General features: G+C 42.3%; 20 protein-coding genes. 11 read left to right on the forward strand and 9 right to left on the reverse strand.

What is annotated here, in order from left to right; genetic code table 11:
- Positions 1-132 precede the first annotated feature (132 nt).
- The 4 genes from RG47T_RS14700 to RG47T_RS14715 all read left to right on the forward strand — a co-directional run bounded on the left by RG47T_RS14700 (position 133) and on the right by RG47T_RS14715 (position 5128).
- The gene (locus RG47T_RS14700; protein WP_074490171.1) at positions 133-1284 is read left to right on the forward strand and encodes a PepSY-associated TM helix domain-containing protein; all 1152 of its coding nucleotides are present in this window, start codon (positions 133-135) and stop codon (positions 1282-1284) included.
- Between the two features lie 198 nt (positions 1285-1482).
- Positions 1483-1851: a hypothetical protein gene (locus tag RG47T_RS14705; protein WP_074490172.1), complete on the forward strand. Its 369-nt coding sequence runs from the start codon at positions 1483-1485 to the stop codon at positions 1849-1851.
- A 323-nt stretch (positions 1852-2174) separates the two neighbouring features.
- Positions 2175-2762 carry a DUF6436 domain-containing protein gene (locus RG47T_RS14710; RefSeq protein WP_074490173.1) on the forward strand — a complete coding sequence of 196 codons (588 nt, stop codon included), beginning with the start codon at positions 2175-2177 and terminating at the stop codon, positions 2760-2762.
- Between the two features lie 5 nt (positions 2763-2767).
- Positions 2768-5128 (forward strand): response regulator, encoded by a 2361-nt coding sequence (locus tag RG47T_RS14715; RefSeq protein ID WP_171972537.1) that lies wholly within the window; start codon positions 2768-2770, stop codon positions 5126-5128.
- Between the two features lie 135 nt (positions 5129-5263).
- Here RG47T_RS14715 and RG47T_RS14720 read toward each other — a convergent pair whose 3' ends face one another.
- From RG47T_RS14720 to RG47T_RS14760, 9 genes are all read right to left on the reverse strand, one after another.
- Entirely contained in the window at positions 5264-6502 is a 1239-nt protein-coding gene (locus RG47T_RS14720) for an SAM-dependent methyltransferase (protein ID WP_083627419.1), read from the reverse strand.
- Between the two features lie 76 nt (positions 6503-6578).
- Positions 6579-7394 (reverse strand): DUF1365 domain-containing protein, encoded by an 816-nt coding sequence (locus tag RG47T_RS14725; RefSeq protein WP_074490175.1) that lies wholly within the window; start codon positions 7392-7394, stop codon positions 6579-6581.
- A gap of 14 nt (positions 7395-7408) precedes the next feature.
- Positions 7409-8695, reverse strand: coding sequence for an NAD(P)/FAD-dependent oxidoreductase (locus tag RG47T_RS14730; RefSeq protein WP_074490176.1), 1287 nt, complete (start codon positions 8693-8695; stop codon positions 7409-7411).
- Between the two features lie 2 nt (positions 8696-8697).
- Positions 8698-9831: an alpha/beta hydrolase gene (locus RG47T_RS14735; protein ID WP_074490177.1), complete on the reverse strand. Its 1134-nt coding sequence runs from the start codon at positions 9829-9831 to the stop codon at positions 8698-8700.
- Complete coding sequence (locus tag RG47T_RS14740; RefSeq protein WP_074490178.1) at positions 9828-10862, reverse strand: SAM-dependent methyltransferase; 1035 nt, start codon at positions 10860-10862, stop codon at positions 9828-9830. The genes RG47T_RS14735 and RG47T_RS14740 overlap by 4 nt, the downstream gene beginning before the upstream one ends.
- 225 nt (positions 10863-11087) lie before the next feature.
- A complete protein-coding gene (locus tag RG47T_RS14745) occupies positions 11088-11882 on the reverse strand; it encodes a DUF1295 domain-containing protein (protein WP_074490179.1) in 795 nt (264 codons plus the stop codon).
- Entirely contained in the window at positions 11875-12210 is a 336-nt protein-coding gene (locus tag RG47T_RS14750; RefSeq protein WP_074490180.1) for a DUF1475 family protein, read from the reverse strand. The genes RG47T_RS14745 and RG47T_RS14750 overlap by 8 nt, the downstream gene beginning before the upstream one ends.
- A 4-nt stretch (positions 12211-12214) precedes the next feature.
- Positions 12215-12754 (reverse strand): peroxiredoxin, encoded by a 540-nt coding sequence (locus RG47T_RS14755; protein WP_245770820.1) that lies wholly within the window; start codon positions 12752-12754, stop codon positions 12215-12217.
- A gap of 45 nt (positions 12755-12799) precedes the next feature.
- Positions 12800-13213 (reverse strand): EamA family transporter, encoded by a 414-nt coding sequence (locus tag RG47T_RS14760; protein WP_074490181.1) that lies wholly within the window; start codon positions 13211-13213, stop codon positions 12800-12802.
- A 132-nt stretch (positions 13214-13345) separates the two neighbouring features.
- On the opposite strand from RG47T_RS14760, the gene RG47T_RS14765 reads away from it, so the two are divergent.
- From RG47T_RS14765 to RG47T_RS14795, 7 genes are all read left to right on the forward strand, one after another.
- Positions 13346-14020, forward strand: a complete 675-nt coding sequence (locus tag RG47T_RS14765; RefSeq protein ID WP_074490182.1) for a response regulator transcription factor — start codon at positions 13346-13348, stop codon at positions 14018-14020.
- A complete protein-coding gene (locus RG47T_RS14770; protein ID WP_074490183.1) occupies positions 14021-15274 on the forward strand; it encodes a sensor histidine kinase in 1254 nt (417 codons plus the stop codon).
- Between the two features lie 78 nt (positions 15275-15352).
- Positions 15353-16588: a TolC family protein gene (locus tag RG47T_RS14775; protein ID WP_074490184.1), complete on the forward strand. Its 1236-nt coding sequence runs from the start codon at positions 15353-15355 to the stop codon at positions 16586-16588.
- Between the two features lies 1 nt (position 16589).
- On the forward strand, positions 16590-17537 hold the full coding sequence (locus tag RG47T_RS14780) for an efflux RND transporter periplasmic adaptor subunit (protein WP_074490185.1): 948 nt from the start codon (positions 16590-16592) through the stop codon (positions 17535-17537).
- Positions 17534-20593 (forward strand): efflux RND transporter permease subunit, encoded by a 3060-nt coding sequence (locus tag RG47T_RS14785; RefSeq protein ID WP_245770821.1) that lies wholly within the window; start codon positions 17534-17536, stop codon positions 20591-20593. The genes RG47T_RS14780 and RG47T_RS14785 overlap by 4 nt, the downstream gene beginning before the upstream one ends.
- 47 nt (positions 20594-20640) lie before the next feature.
- Entirely contained in the window at positions 20641-21642 is a 1002-nt protein-coding gene (locus RG47T_RS14790) for a YncE family protein (RefSeq protein WP_074490186.1), read from the forward strand.
- Positions 21643-21752: 110 nt separating this feature from the next.
- Positions 21753-22586, forward strand: coding sequence for a sterol desaturase family protein (locus RG47T_RS14795; protein ID WP_074490187.1), 834 nt, complete (start codon positions 21753-21755; stop codon positions 22584-22586).
- Positions 22587-22602: the final 16 nt, after the last annotated feature.

A 22602-nucleotide genomic window follows, 5' to 3' on the forward strand; every position in this document is an offset into this window, starting at 1 on the left:
GGTAGATAACCTTACAAATCAAAAATACTGGTCGTTCCGTTTGGCCCCGCAAAACCCGGCCCGCGTTTCGGTTAGCATGACCTTTAAAATTAAATAGTTAATAAGATTATCAAGCCCACACTGATTATCAAAATGAGCACTAAGAAAACCACCTTCAAATCCATCACCAACTGGTTACACCTTTGGTTAGGCCTGGCATCTGGTATTATCCTTGTAATTGTTGCCTTAACCGGTACACTATTGGCTTTTGAAGCCGAACTGGAGCCCATTTTTTTCAACCATTATCATGTAGTAAAGCCGGTTGGCCAGCGTTTACCTTTAGATAGTGTAATTACCCTGGCACAAAATGCTTGTGCCGGGCAAAAGGTAAGCCGTGTAATTGTACGCGCCGAAGCCAACCGCAGCATAGAGGTGCGTGTAGGTGCAAAAGGCGACGGTAGTAAAGGCGTTAAATTAGTATACGTTAACCCATATAACGGGCAAATACTTTATAAAGGTGTTTATACCAAAAAGTTTTTTCAACAGGTACGCGGACTACACAGGTTTTTACTGTTGGGCGATACCGGCAAAATAATTACCGGTATATCATGCGCTATATGTTTCTTTTTAACCATCAGCGGGTTGGTATTATGGTGGCCTGCTAATAAAAGCGCTATGAAACAGCGCTTCAAAATTAAATGGAATGCATCGGGCAAACGCCTTAATTGGGATTTGCATGCTGTAACTGGTTTTTACCTGTCGATATTCTTACTAGTAGTTACTTTTACAGGCTTAGTGATGAGCTATGATTGGCTGGAGAATACCATACTGAAAATGGCCGACGGCAAAATGGCTAAAGAAGCCAAAGTAAAAAGCCCGTCAAAAGGTAAAGAAATTAAGGCGGGTATTTACCAGGATATTATACAGCAAACCAACCAGATTTATCCGGGGGAAGGTTTTATTGGTATTACTATTCCGCCTAAGCCATCGCAAGCTATTACCGTAACCAAAGAAAATACAAACGCAGTGATAGCCTCATCGGATATGGCTTATTTCGATGCCAAAAATGGTAGTCTGCTAAAGAAAGTACCCTTTGAGAAACTAACAACTGGGGCCAAAATACGCAAAATGATAACACCTGCACATACAGGCAGCCTGTTGGGCTGGCCGGGTAAGGTATTAGCTTTAATTGTGAGTTTGTTTACAGCCAGCCTGCCAATTTCGGGCCTGTTGATATGGCTGGGTAAACGCAGAAAAACGAAGAGGGGTAAACGCATAGCAAGGCCATTGCAAACTGCCGTTTAATATTTTTTCAGATAAGGTTTTCGGGGTAAAAGATCAGCCTGTTTGAAACGATTATTCAGTAAGGTTTCATGGTAAGCTTCTGGATTCAGTATTACCTAAACGATATTAGTAGTTTAATAAACAGGTAAAAATATAATAATATATATGGTAGATTAAACCTTAAGTGCTAGCTTGTGTTCATACTAAAAAACAATTAAGATGAAACGACTGATTTTAATATTATTCCTTGCAACAGGATTAAGCACTTTAACTTATGCCAAGGGCGATAAAACACCTGAGCAAAAAGCAACACAAAAAACAGAAACACTAAAGAAAAAACTAAACCTTACGGCAGACCAAACCGCAAAGGTAAAAGCCATTATGCTTACACAGGCAACAGCGGCTGATAAGTTAAAAAAAGCCAAACCTAAAGATGAAAAACAGCAAAAGGAAGCTATCGCCAAACAAACCGATGCTAAGCTAAACGCTGTTTTTACCGCCAGCCAGAAAACAGGCTATGAAGCTTTAAAGGCAGAGAAAAAAGAAAAGAAAGCTGAGAAAAAAGCTGCCAAGGCAAAAAAAGCTTAAAAACAATTTTTCAATCAATAAAACAGCAACTCAAATGGGTTGCTCTTTTGTTAAATATCCTCCCCCAAATAAAATCTCCGGCTAAAAATCACTACTTAAAGTAAAGTAATTGCAGCCATAAGTATTAAATCACAACCCTTGTGTTTAATAGCACTTCAACGGTTTTTCGCTATATATTTTTTAAATAACTTTAACATTTTCTGCTGATAATCAACACTTTGATTTAAAATAAGCTTATATATTAACCAACCCGATATATACCCAGCTATTATTAATCAAACATTAAGGGATTATCTATAGGTTAAATTTATTGTAATAAACAAATGAAAAATACATTGATCGCCACCTGGTTGATCTCACTTACGGCTTTGCTATGTAGCCTGTTCTGGTACAACGAATACAGATACAACTTACCAACCCCAATACCTCCGCATTATAACGCAATTAAAAATGGGCAATACGTTAAATTAGATCAACAGCTAAGCTTCAATAATAATAAACCCGTTTTCCTTCACTTTTTTAACCCGGATTGCCCATGCTCAAGGTTTAATATTAAGCATTTTAAAGAAATAGCACTTAAGTACAGCAACAGGGTAAATTTTGCAATTATCGTAATATCTGCACAACCGTTTGATGCTAAAGCAATTCAACGTAAATTTGAACTGAGCATACCCGTTATACATGATCCGGCACTGGCAGTTATATGCGGCGTATACTCAACACCACAAGCTGTAATTATAAATAGTGATAAAAAACTGTTTTATCGTGGAAACTATAATCGCAGCAGATATTGTACAGATACACAAACCGCTTATGCCCGCCAGGCACTTGATGACCTGGTAAACAAAAGGACAAACAGCAGTACAGACTTTTTAGCTACCAAGGCATACGGATGCCAACTTTCTGAATGATTGATATGACAACAAACAACCTGGACCCAGATTTTTTATTACAAAAACAACGTCTTAAGCAACAGGTAAACAAACGGTCTGACAGGCTGATGGATTATTTTCTGTTTTGCTATGCTGCCGCCGCATTATTTTTTGCCATATTTTATGAAACCTGGTTTATGGCTTTGTCTGTGACCGGCGTTTTGTTGCTTGCTTATTACTCGGTAAAGCTGGCACTGCCAAAATCAGATCTGTACCAATATGTAATGAGCGCCGTGCTGGGCTTTTTTATGGCACTGTTTATTTACCAGATGCACGGTATGTTCGAGATGCACTTTTTTGCATTTATAGGCAGTGCAATGCTTATCACCTATCAAAACTGGAAATTGCAGCTACCCATGTTTATTGTTGTGGCTGTACACCATATTGTATTTAGTTATTTACAACACATGGGGGTAGATGGTATCTACTTTTCGCAACTCCCTTATTATGATTTTGGCACATTAGTTATACACCTTGTGCTTACCGTGGTTATTTATTTTGTATGCGGTTTGTGGGCATACCAGTTAGATAAGTACGGGGATATCCAGATCAGGCAGACTATTAAAATTGGTAGTTTTCAAAAAGAATCGGAACTGCACGAGGAAAGAAAACGCAACGAGAGCGTAATGAAGGCCTACATGCAGGATCTTGAAAAGATTAATGATGAATTAATGGCATCCAAGTTACTGGCCGAGCAAAGTCGCCTGGATGCAGACAATGCCCGCGAAGCCGAAGAAACAGCCCACCGCCAAACCGAGAAGGCATTGCTGGAGGCCGAACGCGCCAACCAGGCCAAAAGCACCTTTTTGGCCACCATGAGCCACGAGATAAGAACACCGATGAACGGGGTTATAGGGATGTCATACCTCTTGTCAGACACCCCACTAAGCGAGCAGCAACGCTTATATACCGATACCATAACCGCCAGCGGCGAAAACCTGCTGGTTGTAATTAATGATATATTAGACTATTCTAAAATTGAAGCAGGCAGCATGGAGCTCGATATTTTCGACCTCGACCTGCGCAGTTGTATTGAAGATGTACTGGATATATGCAGCACCACAGCCGGGCAAAAAAGCATAGAAGTAGGTTACCTGATTGAAGATGATGTACCCCTGCAAATTGTGGGCGATAAAACCCGCCTGCAACAAATATTAACCAACCTGCTAGGCAACGCACTTAAATTTACCGAGCAGGGCGAGGTGTTTGTAACCGTAAAAAAGGTGGGCATTTTCCACGATAATTCCATGACCCTGCAGTTTGAAGTGCGCGACACAGGCATTGGCATCAGCGAAGAAAAGCTGCAGCGACTATTCAAAGCATTTTCTCAAGGCGACTCATCAACTACGCGCCGTTATGGCGGCACTGGGCTGGGCCTGGTAATATCAGAGAAACTGGTTAAAATGATGAAAGGTACCATGAGTGTAGAGAGTAAACCAAACGAAGGCTCTACCTTTATTTTTACCATACACACTACTATTGGCAGAAGGGTATTAACCCCGTATACACAATATAATATGAGCGCCTTTGCAGGCCGCAAGGTGCTGGTGGTTGATGATAATGCCACCAACCTTACCATCTTGAAAAAGCAGATGGAAAAATGGAAACTGGTACCCGTTATAGCCAATGGCAGCACAGAGGGTTTATCAGAATTTAAGCAGGGCGACTTCGACCTGGTGATTACCGATTTTAACATGCCTGACATGGATGGACACCGGCTTACCGAAGAAATTAAAAAACTAAATGCCAATATCCCAGTATTGTTGCTAAGCTCGGTATGCGACCAAAGCCAGCTTCAAAAACCGGGTTTATATACATCTATACTTACTAAACCTGTTAAAGAATATATTTTAAGCAAACATATCTCAGATGCTTTAAAGGGCAGTAACGACGTGCCTGCAAAAGATGAAGCAGCCGGACAAAAAATATCCGGTGAATTTGCCAAAAGCAATCCCCTTAAAATCTTAATTGCCGAAGACAATAAGATTAACCAGCGTGTAATGATCCAGGTGCTTAAAAAGCTGGGATACCACGATGCTGATGTTGCCGATGATGGAGCAATTGCATTAAAAATGGCTGCCGGTAAAGCCTACGATATTATTTTAATGGACGTGCAAATGCCCGAAATGGATGGCATGGAGGCTACCCGGGTAATTAGAAACACGTTAAGTACGCAACCGGTAATTATGGCTCTTACTGCCAACACCATGCAGGGCGACCGCGAAGATTGCCTGCGCGCCGGCATGGACGATTATATTGGTAAACCCATAAAAGTTGATGAGCTGATTGCCAAACTGGCACACTGGTATTGGAAAATGCAATTTAACAACGAAGCGACCCGGTAACCAGGTCGCTTCGCATTGTTGATTATATAAATGAATTAACCAGCAAGTTTCGACTTTTAACAACGGCAGGATTTTACCCATCTCATCTTGTTTCTTGTCTCTCGATTCCTGCTTCTATATTACTCCCTCTCCTCGCTATCGCTCTATATTATTTGGCCTGCTGTAAACCAAGTGCATTACATTGATGTTACGCATGGCAAATGCGGCTTCGCAATAGCACAGGTAATAGTTCCATTTGCGGATAAAGCGATCATCGAAACCCAGCACTTTAATATTTTGTAAACTGGCATTAAACTGGTTATGCCATAGTTTAAGCGTGGTTGCGTAATCAATGCCCAAGTCTTTTAAATCAACCAGGGTTAAATCGCCGGTACGGTTAACGGCCGCGTTAATGGCCCCTACCGATGGAAGCAATGATCCCGGGAAAATATGTTTCTGAATCCAATCCACACCTTTCCGTAAACTATCATACCGCGAATCGGGACTGGTAATTACTTGTATGGCCAGTATGCCGTTGGGTTTAAGCATTTCGTGGCAGCGTTTAAAATATTCGTCGAGGTATTTATGGCCTACGGCTTCCAGCATTTCAACAGATACCAGTTTGTCAAACCGGCCTTCCATCTGGCGATAGTCTTTCATCAGTATCTCTACCCTATCGCTTAGTCCGGCTGCCTCCACCCGTTCGCGGGCCATCTTCAATTGCTCTTCAGATATCGTTAGCGAGGTAACCTTGCAGCCATAGTTTTTAGCCATGTAAATAGCATTACCACCCCAGCCGCTGCCAATTTCCAGCACATGGTCGGTTGATTTTAAATGCAGTTGGCGGCAAAGGCGCTCGTATTTGGCATATTGGGCTTCCTCCAGCGACAAACCTTCTTTATAAAAGTAAGCGGCAGAGTAGGTCATAGTCGGGTCGAGAAAACTGGCGAAGAAATCATTATTGAGATCATAATGCTCCGAGATATTTTTGCGTGATCCGGTAACCGTATTAGCCCTTTTAGATTGGCAGACCTTGTTAAACAATTTTAACAGGTTTAATGCCATTGATTGCGATTTGCTGCCGGATACACCAGGCGCATTTTCAATATTTAACAGTATCCATTTAATTACACTGGTAACACTATCGGTATCCCACAATCCGTCTACATAAGCCTCGCCAAAACCAATATCACCATATAAAATAATGCGCTTGTAAAAATCCTCATCGTTAATAGAGATCCGGGCCGAAATATTGCCTTCGCCATTACCAATAACAAGCATTTCGCCATCGGGCAGCGTTAAATGAAGGTGGCCTTTATTCATGGAAGAGAGCACCTCCAAAACTACATTTTGGTAGAAACTGCTTTTCTTTACAAGTGTTAATGTATTGGGCATGGTAATAATTATCGGCTTTAAGCTGTATTTTATGTACTTACGGATTTTGTTTACCCTAAAGTTTTTGCCGGTTAGCTTATTTAGGCTGATATGGGCGATATACTCCTTTTTGAAGATGGATATTTGCCTGCTTGCTATGAAAAGGCAGCTTCTTTAACCACAACTTTAAAGCCTGCCAGTGAATTAAACCAATAACTTTTAACGTAATTAAAGGGAAGCTAAAAAAGTAATACAACAGTTTAGCATCGGTAAGCGGCACCCGTTTGCCTTGCAGCGTGCTGATGAAAAAGCGGTTACCATCTTTATCAAAATCGTCTATCTTAATATTTAATTTTTCGCCGGGTACCTCCAGGTTAAAATCAAAATTGGTATCCATATCAATAAACGGCGATACGTAGAAATATTTAGTGGTGTTAAGCCGGAAGTTATCCCCGTATTGGGTACCCATGCCTAAAAAATAGGGCTTAATCTCCAGGTAGGTATTGCACACTTCTACCACGCTGCAAAACGGTTCGTCGTGCTCATCGTAACAGAAGTAAAATGATACCGGGTTAAACTGGTAGCCCAGCGTACATAAATTGGTGAGCATCATAATGCGACCGGTGCCGATATTTACACCCTGTGTTTTCAGGTATTCGGTAATATGCTCGCGAATATTTTTAGATCTATCCGGATTTTCTTTCGGCAGCTGTAAATGATCCTGATCCCGAAAGTTAAACAGGTTGAACCGGTTCCGGCTCATCCAGCGCAGGCGTTTATTAAGGCTGTCAATCTCGTCCAGATCGAGGTAAAACATAAAGATATCATAGTGAAAACGATGCACTTTAGGCGCCAAACGATGGTGCATTACCCTGGCCTTATATAAACACGAATTAATAGCGGCTTTTGCCATACTATACATACGCTTTAAACCGGCGGCCGGATGATACTATCATCATAAACAGGTTTGCCCAGCAATTGCGAGCATAACTGCACTGCGCTGGCAAAGGCATCTTCATGAAAACCATATTTAAAATAACTGCCGCAATAATAGACCGGGCCGGTTTCATTAAGCTTATACAGCTGTGCCTGGGCATTAATTGCGGATACATCAAAAAGTGGGTGCTCGTAATCTATTTCCTTGATAATCTTCTTTTCGTCGATCCCATTGTGCGGGTTAACAGATACGAAGTAATTCTTTTTGTTTGATACCTGCTGCAACCGGTTCATCCAGTAAATGGTGCTGGGTTCTAAACGCCCGTTTTGTTCCTGTATACGATAGTTCCAGCTGGCCCAGGCCAGTTTAGCTTTGGGCATTATGCTTTCGTCGGTATGTAGGGTAGCTTTGTTGTACTGGTATTTAAAATTAGAAAGCAGGCTTTGCTCCAGCGCTGTAGGATCATCCCGCAGGGCCAGTGCCTGGTCGCCATGCGTAGCAATAATCACCCGGTCAAATACTTCCTGCGTGCCGTCGCTGGCATGTACAACGGCCTTACCATCCTGATGCGATACCCTGATGGCCTTGCGGTTAATATGGATCTTATCTTTAAAAGGCTTAATCAATATTTCGCGGTAAGCCTGGCTGCCGTTATCCAGCGTGTACCATTGGTGCTGGGTATCGAGGCCTAAAAAGCCATGGTTCAGAAAAAAACGAATCAGCGTTACAGCCGGGAAATCCAGCATCTGCTCCATCGGTGTAGACCATACTGCCGAGCTCATCGGCACCAAATACTTCCACAGCATTTCCTCACCAAAATTAAACTCCCGGATATATTGGCCGATAGAGTAATTGGCATATTTAGGATCGTCGAGGATCTTAACGCTCTCCTTATTAAACCTGCCTATCTGCATCAGCATTTTAATGTACTTGGGGCTGAAGATATTCTTGCGCTGTGCGAATAAATGATTAACACTCGAGCCGCTATACTCCAACCCGCTCGGCACGTGCTGCACACTGAAAGACATATCTGTTTTTTTAACAGGCGCATTAATTTCTTTGAATAGCTTGCAAAGGTTGGGATAGGTTTTGTAATTAAACACCATAAACCCGGTATCAATGTAAACCGGTTTACCATCTTCATCAACCGTTACGGTATTGGTGTGGCCGCCAACATAATCGTTCTGCTCGTAAAAGGTAAGGTCGGTTGTGTTTTGCAGAAAGTGCCCGCAGCCCATACCGGCAATACCGGTTCCAATAATTGCGGTTTTATGCATAGCTATTGAGTTATCGTATTTAAAAAAGTTTCTACTGCGTAGGTTGATAGCTGCCCGCCCGGCCCGTTAATATTGTAATCGAAGCCGTGCGTTGCCCAGGGTAGTTTAAGCCAGTAATGTTGAATGCCGTTTTGCTGTAGTTTTTCATTGAGCCTACGGCTATGCTCATAAGCAACCAGCACATCGTTATACCCGTGGATAATTAATGTTGGCGGCGATTGCTTATCCACAAACTCCAGCGGAGAGCATGCCACATATTTAGCAGGTACCTGCTCATACTTACCACCTATGTAGTTCACCATTACCTTGCGCGAATCCATAATCAACGGATTAGATGGTATGGAGTATCCCCAAACCATATCGGCAGGCCCGTAAAAATCAATTACACCGATAATCGCTTTATCGTGCAGGGTATAAGCAGCCAGCAAGGCAATTTGCGCGCCTGCCGAACGGCCCAGCAAAATAATTTTATTGGTATCGATATATAACTTATCGGCATGCTTACGCAGGTATTTGATGCAATTTTCAATATCCTCAACCGGTGCCGGGGTTTTGTATTGGGGTGCTAAACGATAATTAATAGAAGCCACATGGTAACCGCGCCCGGCCAGGAAGCCATTTAATTCTGGCAATTGCTGGCTGTCGCCGCTGCTCCACGAGCCGCCATGCACCACAATAACAACCGGCCGTTTACCCAAAACCCTTGATTGATAAAAATCGAGTTTCAAGGCTATATCGGGGTAATTAACATAAGTATGTGTCTTAAACTGCGATGGCTGAGCTGATGCAATAAGTTTATTTAAACTAAACGGCTGGCGGTAAGGATAACTGACACGTGCAGTATCTGCACCGCTTAGCGATTGCACCATATCTTGCTTCAGGCTTTTTGAGATCCAGTAAGCCCTGACAATTGGCGACAAGAAAAGCACAATGGCTATTATGCCAATAACATTACCTGCCAGGCGGTATGGTATATTCCAGATACCCCATGAGGTTAACAGTACAGAGATCCCAACAAATATCAGCGGGTACTCTGTTACCATAATAGCCATCAGCCACAGATAATAGGCTGGTGCTTTACACACTGCCAGTAACGATAACAGCAATAAAATAACGAGTAAAATAAGCCTGATCATCTTTGTGTTTTATGGAAAATATAATGGCTTACAATCCATTCGTTACCCTCGTTAAAGTTCCAAAGTTCGGCACAGGCCATGTAAAACAGGCGCCAGTACACCCACCATTTTACAGCCTGGGTTTTACCGTAAGTTTGCTCAAACAGGGGCATAATTTCTTTTTTATGGGCATCCATATTAGCCAGCCAGGCTTCGGCTGTTTTACCATAGTGCGTGCCGTTTACATGCCAGTGCTTCTCTACCACCAGGTCATCATTAAAATACGACATCAGGTCGTCGCTGGGCATAATGCCGCCCGTAAAAAAATATTTGCTCATCCAGTCGGTTTCGTCAATAACTTCAAAAAGATAAGCATATTCTTTATGGGTAAAAATATGGATCCATAATTTACCCTGTGGCTTTAAAAACGAAGCCACCTTAGCCATCAGCAACTGGTAATTACGCATATGTTCAAACATCTCTACCGATACCACCCTATCAAACTTTTCGTCAATGCTGAAAGCGTTTATATCAGCAGTAATTACCGTCAGGTTTTTAATGCCGCGCAGTTGGGCCTGCTCATCGATATAGATTTTCTGCGTGCGCGAATTGGATACCACCGTAAACCTGCTGCCCTTATACTTAGCCGACATATACAGCGATAACGAACCCCACCCACAACCCAGCTCCAACACATCCTGCCCGTTCTCAAGTTCGGCACGCTGGCAGCTCAGCTCCAGCATATCCTTTTCAGAAGTATCGATATCTGTAACGCCCGGTTTCCAGTAACCGGAAGAATACTTTAAGTTTTTGCCCAGGCAGTATTTATAAAATTCGGTTGGCACCTCATAGTGCTGCTCATTGGCATCGGCTGTATTTACGGCAATGGGCGATGCTTTCAGTTTAGCGATCAAGGCCATCAGGTGGGCTTGCTGCTCTTCAACGCTGCCTTTATTTTCATCGGCTAAGCGCTGCTTTAACAGCTTACGGATTCCCTGCCTCAGCAAAAAGTCGGGAACCTGGTTTTGTTCTATCAGTTTATCGTACCACATGGGGCCTTGGTTGTATTGGATTTAATAAGATTACGTGTTTTAAAACGATGCGGATTTTTTAGCAGGTGATTTTTTGTTGGGAGAAAGTTGGTGGGAAGTAGATACACACCCCTATTTAAGCTAATACTAAGGTACTGCAACTGCAATCCCCTCTCGAGAGGGGAAACTTCTGTCCGTACAAATTACACTACCATTGATGGGGTGTGTTCCTGAGTCAGAACAAGTTTAACCCTTCTTAAACCACGGTACAAACACGCTTGTACTTGCCTGGTATTTTTTAAATGCCTCTCCTTTCGAGCGCAGGGATTGCGCTTCGGTAGCGGGAATGCCTGTTACCTTTAACAACAAGTATAAAATTATCGCCGGGCTAATTACCGCCAGATACCCATAAGGCGAGCCCAGCGCAAATACGAAGTAGGATACCCACATCAGCCACTCAAAAAAATAATTGGGGTGGCGCGAATAGTGCCATAAACCTGTATCACATACCTTGCCTTTATTGACAGGATCTTTTTTGAAAGCGGCCAGTTGGCGGTCGGCTATAGTTTCGCCGGTTACGCTGATGAACCAGAGGGCGAAGCCTGCATATTCAAACGGGGATAGCCCGGGTGCAGGGTTTACAGCACTCACAAAAAACGGAATGGCCAGCAACACATTCGAGATGCCCTGAAACTGGAAGAAAAAGAAGAAACGGCGTTCGGCATTGGGCGCCCATTCTTTGCGTAGTTGCTGGTAGCGCCCCTCCTCTTCCTTAATATGGCTAACAATGCGGATAGCCAAATGCGTGCCCAGCCTAAACCCGGCAATAATGACCATGGCGCAGATCATCGTTTTCCGTGTACCAAAACCCGGTGCCAGCAACAGCAATATAATAGCAATTACAGGAAAATTGTACGACCAGAAGATATCAACCACGCCGGCATTTTTGATTTTATGCGCCCATAACCATACCAGCCCCATAATTACGCAACAGGTTATCAAACTAATAATAACCAAATGCCACACCGGGATATTATCCATTTTGCTTTGCGAAAAATTCTTTTAAACCCTCGTTAGGTTCCAGCTTAAATAACTGGATGAGCACAAACAAACAGCTACCTATACTGCCCAAGGTAAAGAGCAGCACCAGCCACATAATTTTTAAGGCCCAGTTTTTTTCCTTGTAGCAAATCCACACATAGATCACCAGTTCGTTGGCATAAAAGTCCCACAAGGTAGCGCGCATCCATGCTATAGAGCCGAGGTAACTCCATTCCTTAAATAAGTTATGGCTTAGGCAGGTGCTTATTACGATATAGCTCATCCATACCAGCACCACGCTGAATAAGATTTTCAAAAAAGTGATCATCGGGTTATTTTTTAGCAGATTTAATATACTGCAAGGCTTGGTCAGAATGCTCCTTACCCTCTAGCATGGCACTGTATTGAAAAGCCACTTTACCATCCAACCCAATTACAAAAGTTTGCCTGCCGGAGAAGAACCACATACCCTTTACCTTAAACTTGTTCAGCACCTTATTGTCTGGATCGCTTAGCAGCGTGAAGGGTAATTTGTAATGATCTGAAAAACTTTTATGGCTGGCTACCGTGCCCGAATTAATGCCGATAACCTTAGCACCCGCCTTAGTAAAATCATTAAAACTATCGCGGAAAGAGCAGGCCTCTTTGGTACAAACCATGCTTTCGTCTTTCGGGTAAAAATAGATCACCAGGATGTGTTTGCCGATTTCGTTTTTGATATCAAATGCTTTACCATCCTGATCTGTGAGGCTAAAAGCCGGTACAGGATCGCCTACTGCCAGGTGCTTTTTAGTCTGCGCTTTAACGGTAGAAACCATTAAAAGCGGCATCATCAGTAACAAAAAAAGTTTGTTCAATTTCTTTCTCATCATGTAATATACGGTAAACGGATACTTATTCGATTTATATTGAAGAAATTAAAATATAAGTACCAGTGTACCGCTGATGATGAGTAAGGCGCCGACGGCATTTTTCCAGGTCAGCGGCTCGCCTAAAAATACGATAGACAGTACAATAGCTAGTGCGACACTCAGTTTATCCACCGGTGCCACCTGCGATACCTCGCCCAATTGCAGTGCTTTAAAATAAAAGATCCACGACAGGCCAGTTGCCAAGCCGGATAATACAATGAAGATCCAGTTGTTGCGCGTTAATGTACCGATGGAACCCTGGCTGCCCTTAAACAGCACAATACCCCAGGCCACTATCAATATAACAACTGTGCGAATGGCCGTAGCCACATTGGTATCAACCCCTTTAATACCTACTTTGGCAAAAATGGCTGTAAGGGCTGCAAACAGGGCTGAAAGGAGTGCGTAGATCCACCACATATTGGTTATTGGGTTAATGAGTTATTACTAAACTGTTTAATACTACATTTCTGCTGTACAATTCATTAAAGTTACAACACAGAATTTCTACAATATTAATTCCTAATTTTAGATTAAATTAGTATTTGTGATTTGAAGTTATTAATTGTTGAAGATGAACAGGGCCTGCGCGAAAGCATGCAGGAATACTTTACCGAAGCCGGCAATATTTGCGAAACCGCTGTCGACTATCAATCAGCCATGGTTAAGGTAAACATGTACCGGTACGATTGTATTTTGCTGGATATAAACCTCCCTGGTGGTAACGGTATCAGCATTTTAAAAGATCTGAAAAACAATGGCCATAACGACGGTATATTAATTATCTCTGCCAAAAACTCACTGGATGACCGCCTGCAGGGCCTCGACCTCGGTGCAGACGATTACCTGGTTAAGCCCTTCCATCTATCAGAATTACGGGCAAGGGTAACAGCCATTATCCGCCGTAAATCATACAACGGCAACAACATTATGACGTTTAATGAGGTGGAGATAGATTTACAGGCAAAGACTGTAAATGTAGGCACAAACTCGGTTAAGTTAACCCGTAAAGAATATGCTTTACTGCTTTATTTTATTGCCAACAAAGGCAAGGTTGTATCTAAAAATGCTATTGCCGAGCATTTGTGGGGCGATGAGATTGACATGGCCGATAACTTCGATTTTATTTATTCGCATATAAAAAATCTGCGGAAGAAACTAGTAGAGGCCGGCAGCACCGATTACATCCACGCCGCTTATGGCATGGGTTATAAATTTTCGGACTAAATGAGGCTGCTTACCAAATACAACCGTATTAACCTTATTACAACCGTTGTTGTAATGCTGTTTACGGGTATTATCTACTACAAAGCGGTAAGTGTTATTTTAACCAACCAGGTTGATAAAGACCTGGTGGTAGAAGAGAATGAAATTTTTGAACACGTTCGCCTCAATCATAATTTGCCCGAGGTTTATAAGTCAGACGATCAGCAGATTAGTTTCAGTAAAGCTAATGAACCGGTTACACGGCGGTTTATTGATACCACGTTTATCAACCAGGAAGAGAAAGATACAGAATCGGGCCGGGGGCTCATCAGTTCGGTAAAAGTAAACGGCAGTAATTACCAGATCTCAGTAGTTGAATCTAAGGTAGAGACAGAATACCTCATTCGTATCATATTTTCTATTACCATTGCTGTGATCTTGCTGCTGGTGGTTAGCTTGTTTATCATTAACCGCCTAACTATTACCCGCCTTTGGAAACCTTTTTATGTAATATTAAATAACCTGCGTTCGTTTAGCATTACCGATAAAAAAGGTATTGCATCCGTATCATCCAATACCGACGAGTTTAACGAGCTGAACAGTGCTATCGTCACCATGTCGGCCAAAGCTAAAAACGATTACCAGGATTTAAAGGCTTTCACCGAGAATGCCTCGCATGAGCTGCTTACCCCCATTGCCGTTATCAACTCCAAACTGGATACCCTGCTGCAAACCGATCAGTTCAGTGAGCAGCAAAGCAAATTGCTTGGCGATCTTTATGAATCTGTAGCCCGCCTCACCCGCCTTAACCGCTCTATGTTGTTGCTGGTGAAAATAGAGAACAACCTCATCAATGATCATCAGCAGGTAAACGTTAAAGAAACTATTGAACTACTGCTGGCACAGTTTCAGGAAATTTATGCTGATAAAAGCATAACGGTTACCACTCAACTGGCTGATAAACACATTACCATCAGTAAATCGCTTTTAGAGGTACTGCTTAATAACCTGTTGAGTAATGCAATAAGGCACAACCAGCAACATGGTTTTATTGAGATTTCGCTTAACTATAACCAGCTGGCGATCAAAAACACAGGTAAAAATCCCGCCTTAAACAGCGATGATATTTTTAAGCGGTTCAACAAATCATCTCACTCAGAAGGTACTGGTTTGGGGCTTACCATATCCAAGCAAATCTGTGATAATTATGGGCTTGGGTTAAGCTACCGTTATCATGATCTTTACCATATTATGTCCATCTCTTTCAAAGATTAACTTTGAAACGTATCTTGTAACATATTCCAAAATAAATCCAGAATTGCACGCTTACTTCGCTATGTTACTAATAGTTAAATGAAATATATTGTAAGTTATATCTTTTGTCTGCTACTGCATGGGTCTCTATCAGCCCAAAACCATACGCTAGACTATTATGTAAATCAGAGCCTTACCAACAGCCCCTTACTTAAAGATCTCAGTAACCAGATCCTGTCGTCGAGGTTAGATAGCCTGCGTTTAAAGGCTGGCTTAAAACCACAGGTTAACGTAAACAGCGGCGGCATCTATGCGCCGGTAATTCGGGGTTATGGTTATTCAACAGCTATTACCAACGGCCAAAGTATTGATGCCTTGGTAAGCGCCAATAAAACCTTTGTTGGCAATGGTTATTTAAAATCGCAATACTACGCCCTGCAATTGTCGCGCGACTCGCTGGGCAATATCATTCACCTCTCTGAACAAGATCTTAAAAGGAACATCATTACCCAATATATTACCGCCTATGGCGATTTGCAGCAATACAAATTTAATAAAGAAGTTGTAGCCCTATTGGGTAAGGAAGAAGATTTATTAAAGAAGTTAACCCGCTCAAACGTGTATCGCCAAAGTGATTATCTTACTTTTTTAGTTACACTGCAACAACAGCAATTACAGCTGGCACAAAGCAGGTTACAATACAAAAACGACTTTGCCCTGCTTAATTATCTCTCCGGCATCAGGGATACTTCTTTTGCCGAACTTACAGAGCCCGGCATTATAAAGGCAGTGTTACCTTCGGTAGCCAACAGCGTTTTTTTTAAACAGTATAAGTTAGATAGCCTGCGCTTAAATAACAGCCGCAAGCTGGTTGATTATAGCTACCGGCCTAAACTTAATGTATTTGCGGACGGCGGCTACAACTCAGACCTTACCTACCAGGCTTACCGTAATTTTGGCACCAGCGCGGGCTTTAGCCTCGTTGTACCCATTTATGACGGGGGTGTGCGCAAACTCCTGTATAAAAAACTAAGCCTCCAAGAAGAAACCCGTTTAAACTACAAAGCTTTTTTTTACAATCAGTATCACCAGCAAATAGACCAGTACAGCCAGCAAATTGCAGAAAATGAAAACCTGATTGTGCAAATCAAAGACCAGATGAGGTATACCGAAAGCCTGATTAAGGTAGATACAGAACTAATGCGCACCGGTGACCTTAAAATTTCGGATCTTATCATCGCCATTAATAACTACCTCGCGGTTAAAAACCTTTTCACCCAAACCACCATCAGCCGCCTGCAATTGATCAATCAGTACAATTACTACAACCGATAGCATGAACTTTTTAAACCATACATCACTCTTTAAAATAACGCTTATACTCTGTATAGCTGCAGGCCTGCCAGCCTGCAAAGGCAAAACAGATGCAGGAGGTGATGAAGACGCTGCCGTAAAATCGCAAACGCCGGTAACCGTTACGAGTATTGGCGATACCTCATTGAGTAACTATATCGACCTGAATGCCACATCGGCCTATCTGCAAAAAAACTATGTGAAGGCTAACATTAATGGTTACATCGAAAAAAGCAATGCGCAGCCCGGCCAGTATGTAAGCAAAGGGCAGTTATTATTTGTGCTGAAAACAAAGGAGGCGCAAAGTATTGGTAACCGCATTAGTATTTTAGATACCACATTTAAATTTTCGGGCATTAATAAAATTAAGGCTTCGGCTAGCGGATACATTACACAGCTAAGCCACCAGAGCGGCGATTATGTGCAGGATGGCGAGCAACTGGCCGTGATTAACGAAGCATCGAGCTTTGTATTTCTATTGCAATTGCCTTACGAACTGCACAGTACGTTAAAAAATAATCAGTCGATGCAATTAACCCTCCCCGACGGCGAAAAGCTGACCGCAAGGGTAAACTCATTAATGCCGGCTGTTGATACGGCTTCGCAAACACAGGGTATTGTGCTGAAAGTGAACAGCAGCCACCCCATCCCCGAAAACCTGATAGCTAAAGCTCATTTAATTAAAGCAGAAAAAAGCAATACAGTATCCTTACCAAAATCGGCCGTACTGGCCAATGAAACCCAGACAGCATTTTGGGTAATGAAGCTTATTAATGATACCACTGCTGTTAAAGTATCCATTACCAAAGGCATTGAAACCAATGACAGGGTAGAGATCCTGTCGCCCAAATTTCTGCCAAAAGATAAAATTATAGTAACCGGCAATTATGGCCTTACAGATACCGCTAAAGTAAAAGTTGTACAGCCATGAACATGTTTAACAATTTTTTCATTTCGCATAAAAAGCCAATCAGCCTGATATTGGCCATTATTATAATGGGGGGCTTATTTGCTTACAGTAAACTACAAACCTCGCTTTTCCCCGAGATCACCTTCCCTAAAATCAAGATCATTGCCGATGAAGGCCTGCAGCCGGTAAATAAAATGATGGTAACGGTTACCAAACCGTTGGAGAATGCCATTAAACAAGTGCCAGACCTGCAATACGTGCGCAGCACCACCAGCCGCGGCAGCTGTGAGATATCGGCCTTTATGAACTGGGATGCAGATATCGACCTAAGCCAGCAACGGATAGAATCGCGCATTAACCAGATCAAGAATGATATGCCTGCCGATGTAAACGTAACGGTAGAAAAGATGAACCCGTCTATCCTGCCTGTTAGCGGTTATACGCTCGAAAGCCATAATTTATCGCCTATTGAGTTAAAGCAACTAGCTATCTATACCATAAAACCATTTCTGTCGCAGGTTGACGGCGTATCAGAGATCAGAATTATTGGTGGTAAGGTAAAAGAATACTGGCTGGTGCTAAATCAGCAAAAAATGAGTGCCCTGGGTTTAACTCCGGATATTATTACCAATACGCTGGCCCAAACCAATTTCATTAAATCCGAAGGTTATTTAGCCGATTATAAACTTCTTTATTTAACCGTTACAGATGCAACAGTATCTACCAGGGAGCAGCTGAGCAACCTGGTAATCAGCAATAAAAAACGGATTATCCAACTTAAAGATATTGCCGATGTACAGATAAACCCGGGTATTGAGTATACCAAAATTAACGCCAACGGACACGAAGGTGTATTGGTAGCGGTAATTAAGCAACCCAACGCCAATTTGGTATCATTATCATCGGCCATGACGCAAAAGGTGGCCGAACTACAAAAAATACTCCCTAAGGGAGTATCACTTAAGCCCTATTATGTACAGGCCGATTTTGTGAACGAGTCTATTAAAAGTGTGACGGACAGTTTATGGATTGGCTTGGTACTGGCCATTATTGTCGCTATTATTTTCCTGCGCTCTGTTAAAGCCAGTGTTACCATTTTAATAACCATACCAGTTACACTATGCCTTACCTTGCTCGTTTTATATGCCATAGGTTATACCTTCAACATCATGACGCTGGGCGCAATTGCTGCGGCCATTGGGCTAATTATTGACGATGCTATTGTGGTGGTAGAGCAGATTCACCGTACGCACGAAGAGCATCCCGACGAACCTACGGTAAAGCTTTTACAAAAAGCGATCGATTATCTTTTCCCAGCCATGATCGGTTCTTCGATAAGTACCATTGTTATTTTTATTCCTTTTATGCTGATGACCGGTGTAGCCGGTGCTTATTTTAATGTAATGACCAATACGATGATCATTACCCTTGTATGCTCGTTTTTTGTAACCTGGATAGGCTTACCCGTTATTTATTTACTACTTAGCCGCGATAAAAAACCGGGAAGTGCCGGTGCAAAAAAAGAAGAAGCGCATTTAGTTAAAAGACAAAAATGGGTAGAATTTTTTATCCTGAAACCTGTAATAAGTATTATCATTATCGTGGGGTTAATCGCCGTCATTATATTTATACCAGCTAACCTGGCCACCGGTTTTTTGCCGGATATGGATGAAGGCAGTATTGTGCTCGATTACACCTCCCCTCCCGGTACTTCGTTAGAAGAAACCGACAGGATGCTGCGCGAAATAGAAAAAATTATTATCAAAGATCCAGACGTTGCAGCGTACTCACGCCGTACAGGTACGCAGATGGGCTTTTTTATAACTGAGCCAAATACAGGCGATTACCTTATCCAGCTCAAAAAATCGCATAATAAAACTACAGAAGAGGTAATTAGCGACCTGCGTGGTAAAATAGAAGCCTCGCAACCTGCCCTGCGTGTAGATTTTGGCCAGGTAATTGGCGACATGCTGGGCGACTTAATGACCTCAACCCAACCCATAGAGATTAAAGTTTTTGGTGATAACCAGGCCAAACTGCAATCGCTATCCAAACAAATAGCCGAAATTGTAACCCATGTTAAAGGTACAGCCGACGTATTTGATGGGATTGTAATTGCCGGGCCTTCGGTAAGTATTGAGCCGCATTACAGCAAGCTGGCCCAATATAATTTAAACCCCACCAATCTTCAGTTTCAGGTTCAATCGGCACTGGAGGGGAATGTGGTAGGCAACCTGTTTGAGAAAGAGCAACTTTCGCCCATACGTATTGTATACCCTAATAACCGCACACTTAATGTAGATGGTATTAAATCGCTCAATGTATTTTTGCCCAACGGTAAGTTGATTCCGATTACCAGCCTGGCCAAGGTTGAGCTGCGACAAGGCGATGCAGAAGTAAACCGCGAAAACCTGCAATCTATGGGCGTAATAAGCGCCCGGTTAGACAATAGCGACCTGGGTACCGTTATCCCTGCTATTAAAAACGGCATAGCTCATAAAATTAACCTGCCACCGGGCTATCACATCAGCTATGGCGGTGCTTATGCCGAGCAGCAACAATCATTTAAGGAGTTGCTGCTGATATTGGTTACTTCCAGTTTACTGGTATTCTGCGTGATATTGTTTCTGTTTAAGCAGTTCCGTATAGCGTTAATCATCCTGGTTACTTCAGTATTGGGTATTGCGGGCAGCTTTTTAGCCCTCTATTTAACCAACACACCTTTAAATGTGGGCAGCTATACCGGCCTTATTATGATTGTGGGCATCATTGGCGAAAATGCCATTTTCACCTTTTGGCAATTTAAGCAAAGTGCTATGGAAACCAGTATTGACGATGCCATTGTTTATTCCATATCAACCCGGCTTCGCCCTAAATTAATGACTGCCCTGGGCGCTATTATTGCCTTAATGCCTTTGGCGCTGGGTATTGGTGCCGGTGCACAATTACATCAGCCATTGGCCATTGCAGTTATAGGCGGCTTTTTGGCAGCACTGCCTTTATTATTAATTGTATTACCGAGTATGATCAGGCTGTTTTACCGTAACCATCAATTTGTTAAACCAGAGGTTCGTTAATACAGTTTTTATACAGAATTGTTATGCACTTTTAAATAAAAAACTACATGAAAAATATTTATAACGGTATTGCCGTTTTGCTGGCTACAGTATTGTTACCGGTTGCATTGCATGCACAAACTTATGTACTGGATAAAAAAATTGCCCTGCCCGGTGATGGCGGTTATGATTACCTTTCTATAGACCATGTAAACAATCGTTTATATGTATCGCACGGCACTATGGTTAATGTGATAGACCTGGCCACAGACCAGCCTGTGGGTGTAATTGACGACATGAAAGGTGTACACGGCATTGCCATAGATAATAAACTTAACAAAGGTTTTATCAGCGACGGCAAAGCTAACGCTGTAGTAGCTTTTGATTTGAAAACATTGAAGAAACTGGCAACCATCCCGGTTGATGCCAAAGGCCCCGATGCCATTATGTATGACCCCTATGCCGAGAAGGTTTTTTCATTTAACGGCGAGAGCAATAATTCATCGGTAGTTGACCCGGTAACTTTAAAACAGATTGGCACCGTAGCTTTAGGTGGCGGCCCCGAGTTTGCAGTACCAGATGGTAAAGGTAAAATATATAACAACCTCGAAGATAAAAGTAGTCTCAATGTAATTGACTCTAAAACTTTAAAGGTAATTAAAACCTACAGCCTCTCTCCTTGTGGAGGCCCAACAGGCCTGGCCTTAGATTTAAAGAACAGCCGTGCGTTTACCGTTTGCCGCGAAAACAAAGGAATGAGCGTGGTTGATATCAACACAGGTAAAGTGATTACTACTGTAGCAATTGGTGCAGGTGTTGATGCCGTAGCTTATGATGCCGAAACTAAACTGATCTTTGTATCCAATGGAGATGGTACCACTACCATTATTAAGCAGCAAAACGCAGACCAGTACAGTGTGGTACAAACTTTAACCACACAAGTACGTGCCAGAACAATGACATTAGACCCTAAAACGCATAAAATATACCTTAGTGTAGCCCAATTTGAACCAGGCACCCGTAAAGCATTACCCGGAACATTTACCGTACTGGTTTATAAAATGCAGTAGCCAAAAGTTATTGCATTTATGAACTTTTTATGAAGCCAGAAAAAAAGAAACGTTAAGATTTTAAACATCTGTTAATTTTGATGGCATAACTTAATACCCCCTAATTAAGTATGAACGAGATTCGTGCATTTATTGCTCATCATGAAGATGAGGTACAGGTTGCCCTTTATGCGATATTAATTATCTCGCTATGGGTGTCCGAAATTATACTTGCTAAAAATAGCCTTAAAAGCAAATGGAAGCATTTACGCAGCAATTACTTATTTATCCTGACTGGTTTACCCATCCAGCTCTTTTTCACAGGGTTTGTGGTGTTGATTGCGGCATGGACTAATTTGCACCATTGGGGTATTATCAACTTTATACCGTATCATAATAATCCCTGGGTTTACTACATCAGCCTATTTCTGCTTTTGGATCTCTGCGAGTATACTTATCATGTGATTATGCACAAAACAGAATTTCTGTGGAAATTTCACCTGGTACACCATAGCGATCTGCATGTTGATGTATCAACAACCCTACGCGAACACCCTTGTGAAACTGCCGTTAGAACCTGCTTTTTAATGCTTTGGGTGTTTTTATGCGGGCCGATGCTGAGCGTATTGGTGTTAAGGCAAACGTTTCAATCTATCGCTAATATCTCGGCCCATACCGAGTTCAGGTTATCCGAACGTGTTAACAGGGTTGCCAGCTGGCTTTTTATTACACCCAATTTGCACCATGTACACCACCATTACCAGTTACCTTACACAGACCGTAATTATGGCGATGTATTAAGTATCTGGGACAGGCTGTTTGGTACTTATGCCAATTTAGATAGAGAATATACCGTATTTGGCATTGATACCCACATGGACGAACAACAGAACTCCAAGTTTGGCAACATCCTTAAAATACCATTCCAAAAGTTTGAACGCCCGGGCAATCAGCAACACGTTTAGCAACCTGGTTTGCACC

It is taken from the genome of Mucilaginibacter polytrichastri, assembly GCF_001911425.1.
Lineage (GTDB): Bacteria > Bacteroidota > Bacteroidia > Sphingobacteriales > Sphingobacteriaceae > Mucilaginibacter > Mucilaginibacter polytrichastri.

Coding starts and splice junctions, on each gene's coding strand:
- RG47T_RS14700 (WP_074490171.1), top strand. CDS start 133: ATGAGCACTAAGAAAACCACCTTCAAATCCATCACCAACTGGTTACAC.
- RG47T_RS14705 (WP_074490172.1), top strand. CDS start 1,483: ATGAAACGACTGATTTTAATATTATTCCTTGCAACAGGATTAAGCACT.
- RG47T_RS14710 (WP_074490173.1), top strand. CDS start 2,175: ATGAAAAATACATTGATCGCCACCTGGTTGATCTCACTTACGGCTTTG.
- RG47T_RS14715 (WP_171972537.1), top strand. CDS start 2,768: ATGACAACAAACAACCTGGACCCAGATTTTTTATTACAAAAACAACGT.
- RG47T_RS14720 (WP_083627419.1), bottom strand. CDS start 6,502: ATGCCCAATACATTAACACTTGTAAAGAAAAGCAGTTTCTACCAAAAT.
- RG47T_RS14725 (WP_074490175.1), bottom strand. CDS start 7,394: ATGGCAAAAGCCGCTATTAATTCGTGTTTATATAAGGCCAGGGTAATG.
- RG47T_RS14730 (WP_074490176.1), bottom strand. CDS start 8,695: ATGCATAAAACCGCAATTATTGGAACCGGTATTGCCGGTATGGGCTGC.
- RG47T_RS14735 (WP_074490177.1), bottom strand. CDS start 9,831: ATGATCAGGCTTATTTTACTCGTTATTTTATTGCTGTTATCGTTACTG.
- RG47T_RS14740 (WP_074490178.1), bottom strand. CDS start 10,862: ATGTGGTACGATAAACTGATAGAACAAAACCAGGTTCCCGACTTTTTG.
- RG47T_RS14745 (WP_074490179.1), bottom strand. CDS start 11,882: ATGGATAATATCCCGGTGTGGCATTTGGTTATTATTAGTTTGATAACC.
- RG47T_RS14750 (WP_074490180.1), bottom strand. CDS start 12,210: ATGATCACTTTTTTGAAAATCTTATTCAGCGTGGTGCTGGTATGGATG.
- RG47T_RS14755 (WP_245770820.1), bottom strand. CDS start 12,754: ATGATGAGAAAGAAATTGAACAAACTTTTTTTGTTACTGATGATGCCG.
- RG47T_RS14760 (WP_074490181.1), bottom strand. CDS start 13,213: ATGTGGTGGATCTACGCACTCCTTTCAGCCCTGTTTGCAGCCCTTACA.
- RG47T_RS14770 (WP_074490183.1), top strand. CDS start 14,021: ATGAGGCTGCTTACCAAATACAACCGTATTAACCTTATTACAACCGTT.
- RG47T_RS14775 (WP_074490184.1), top strand. CDS start 15,353: ATGAAATATATTGTAAGTTATATCTTTTGTCTGCTACTGCATGGGTCT.
- RG47T_RS14780 (WP_074490185.1), top strand. CDS start 16,590: ATGAACTTTTTAAACCATACATCACTCTTTAAAATAACGCTTATACTC.
- RG47T_RS14785 (WP_245770821.1), top strand. CDS start 17,534: ATGAACATGTTTAACAATTTTTTCATTTCGCATAAAAAGCCAATCAGC.
- RG47T_RS14790 (WP_074490186.1), top strand. CDS start 20,641: ATGAAAAATATTTATAACGGTATTGCCGTTTTGCTGGCTACAGTATTG.
- RG47T_RS14795 (WP_074490187.1), top strand. CDS start 21,753: ATGAACGAGATTCGTGCATTTATTGCTCATCATGAAGATGAGGTACAG.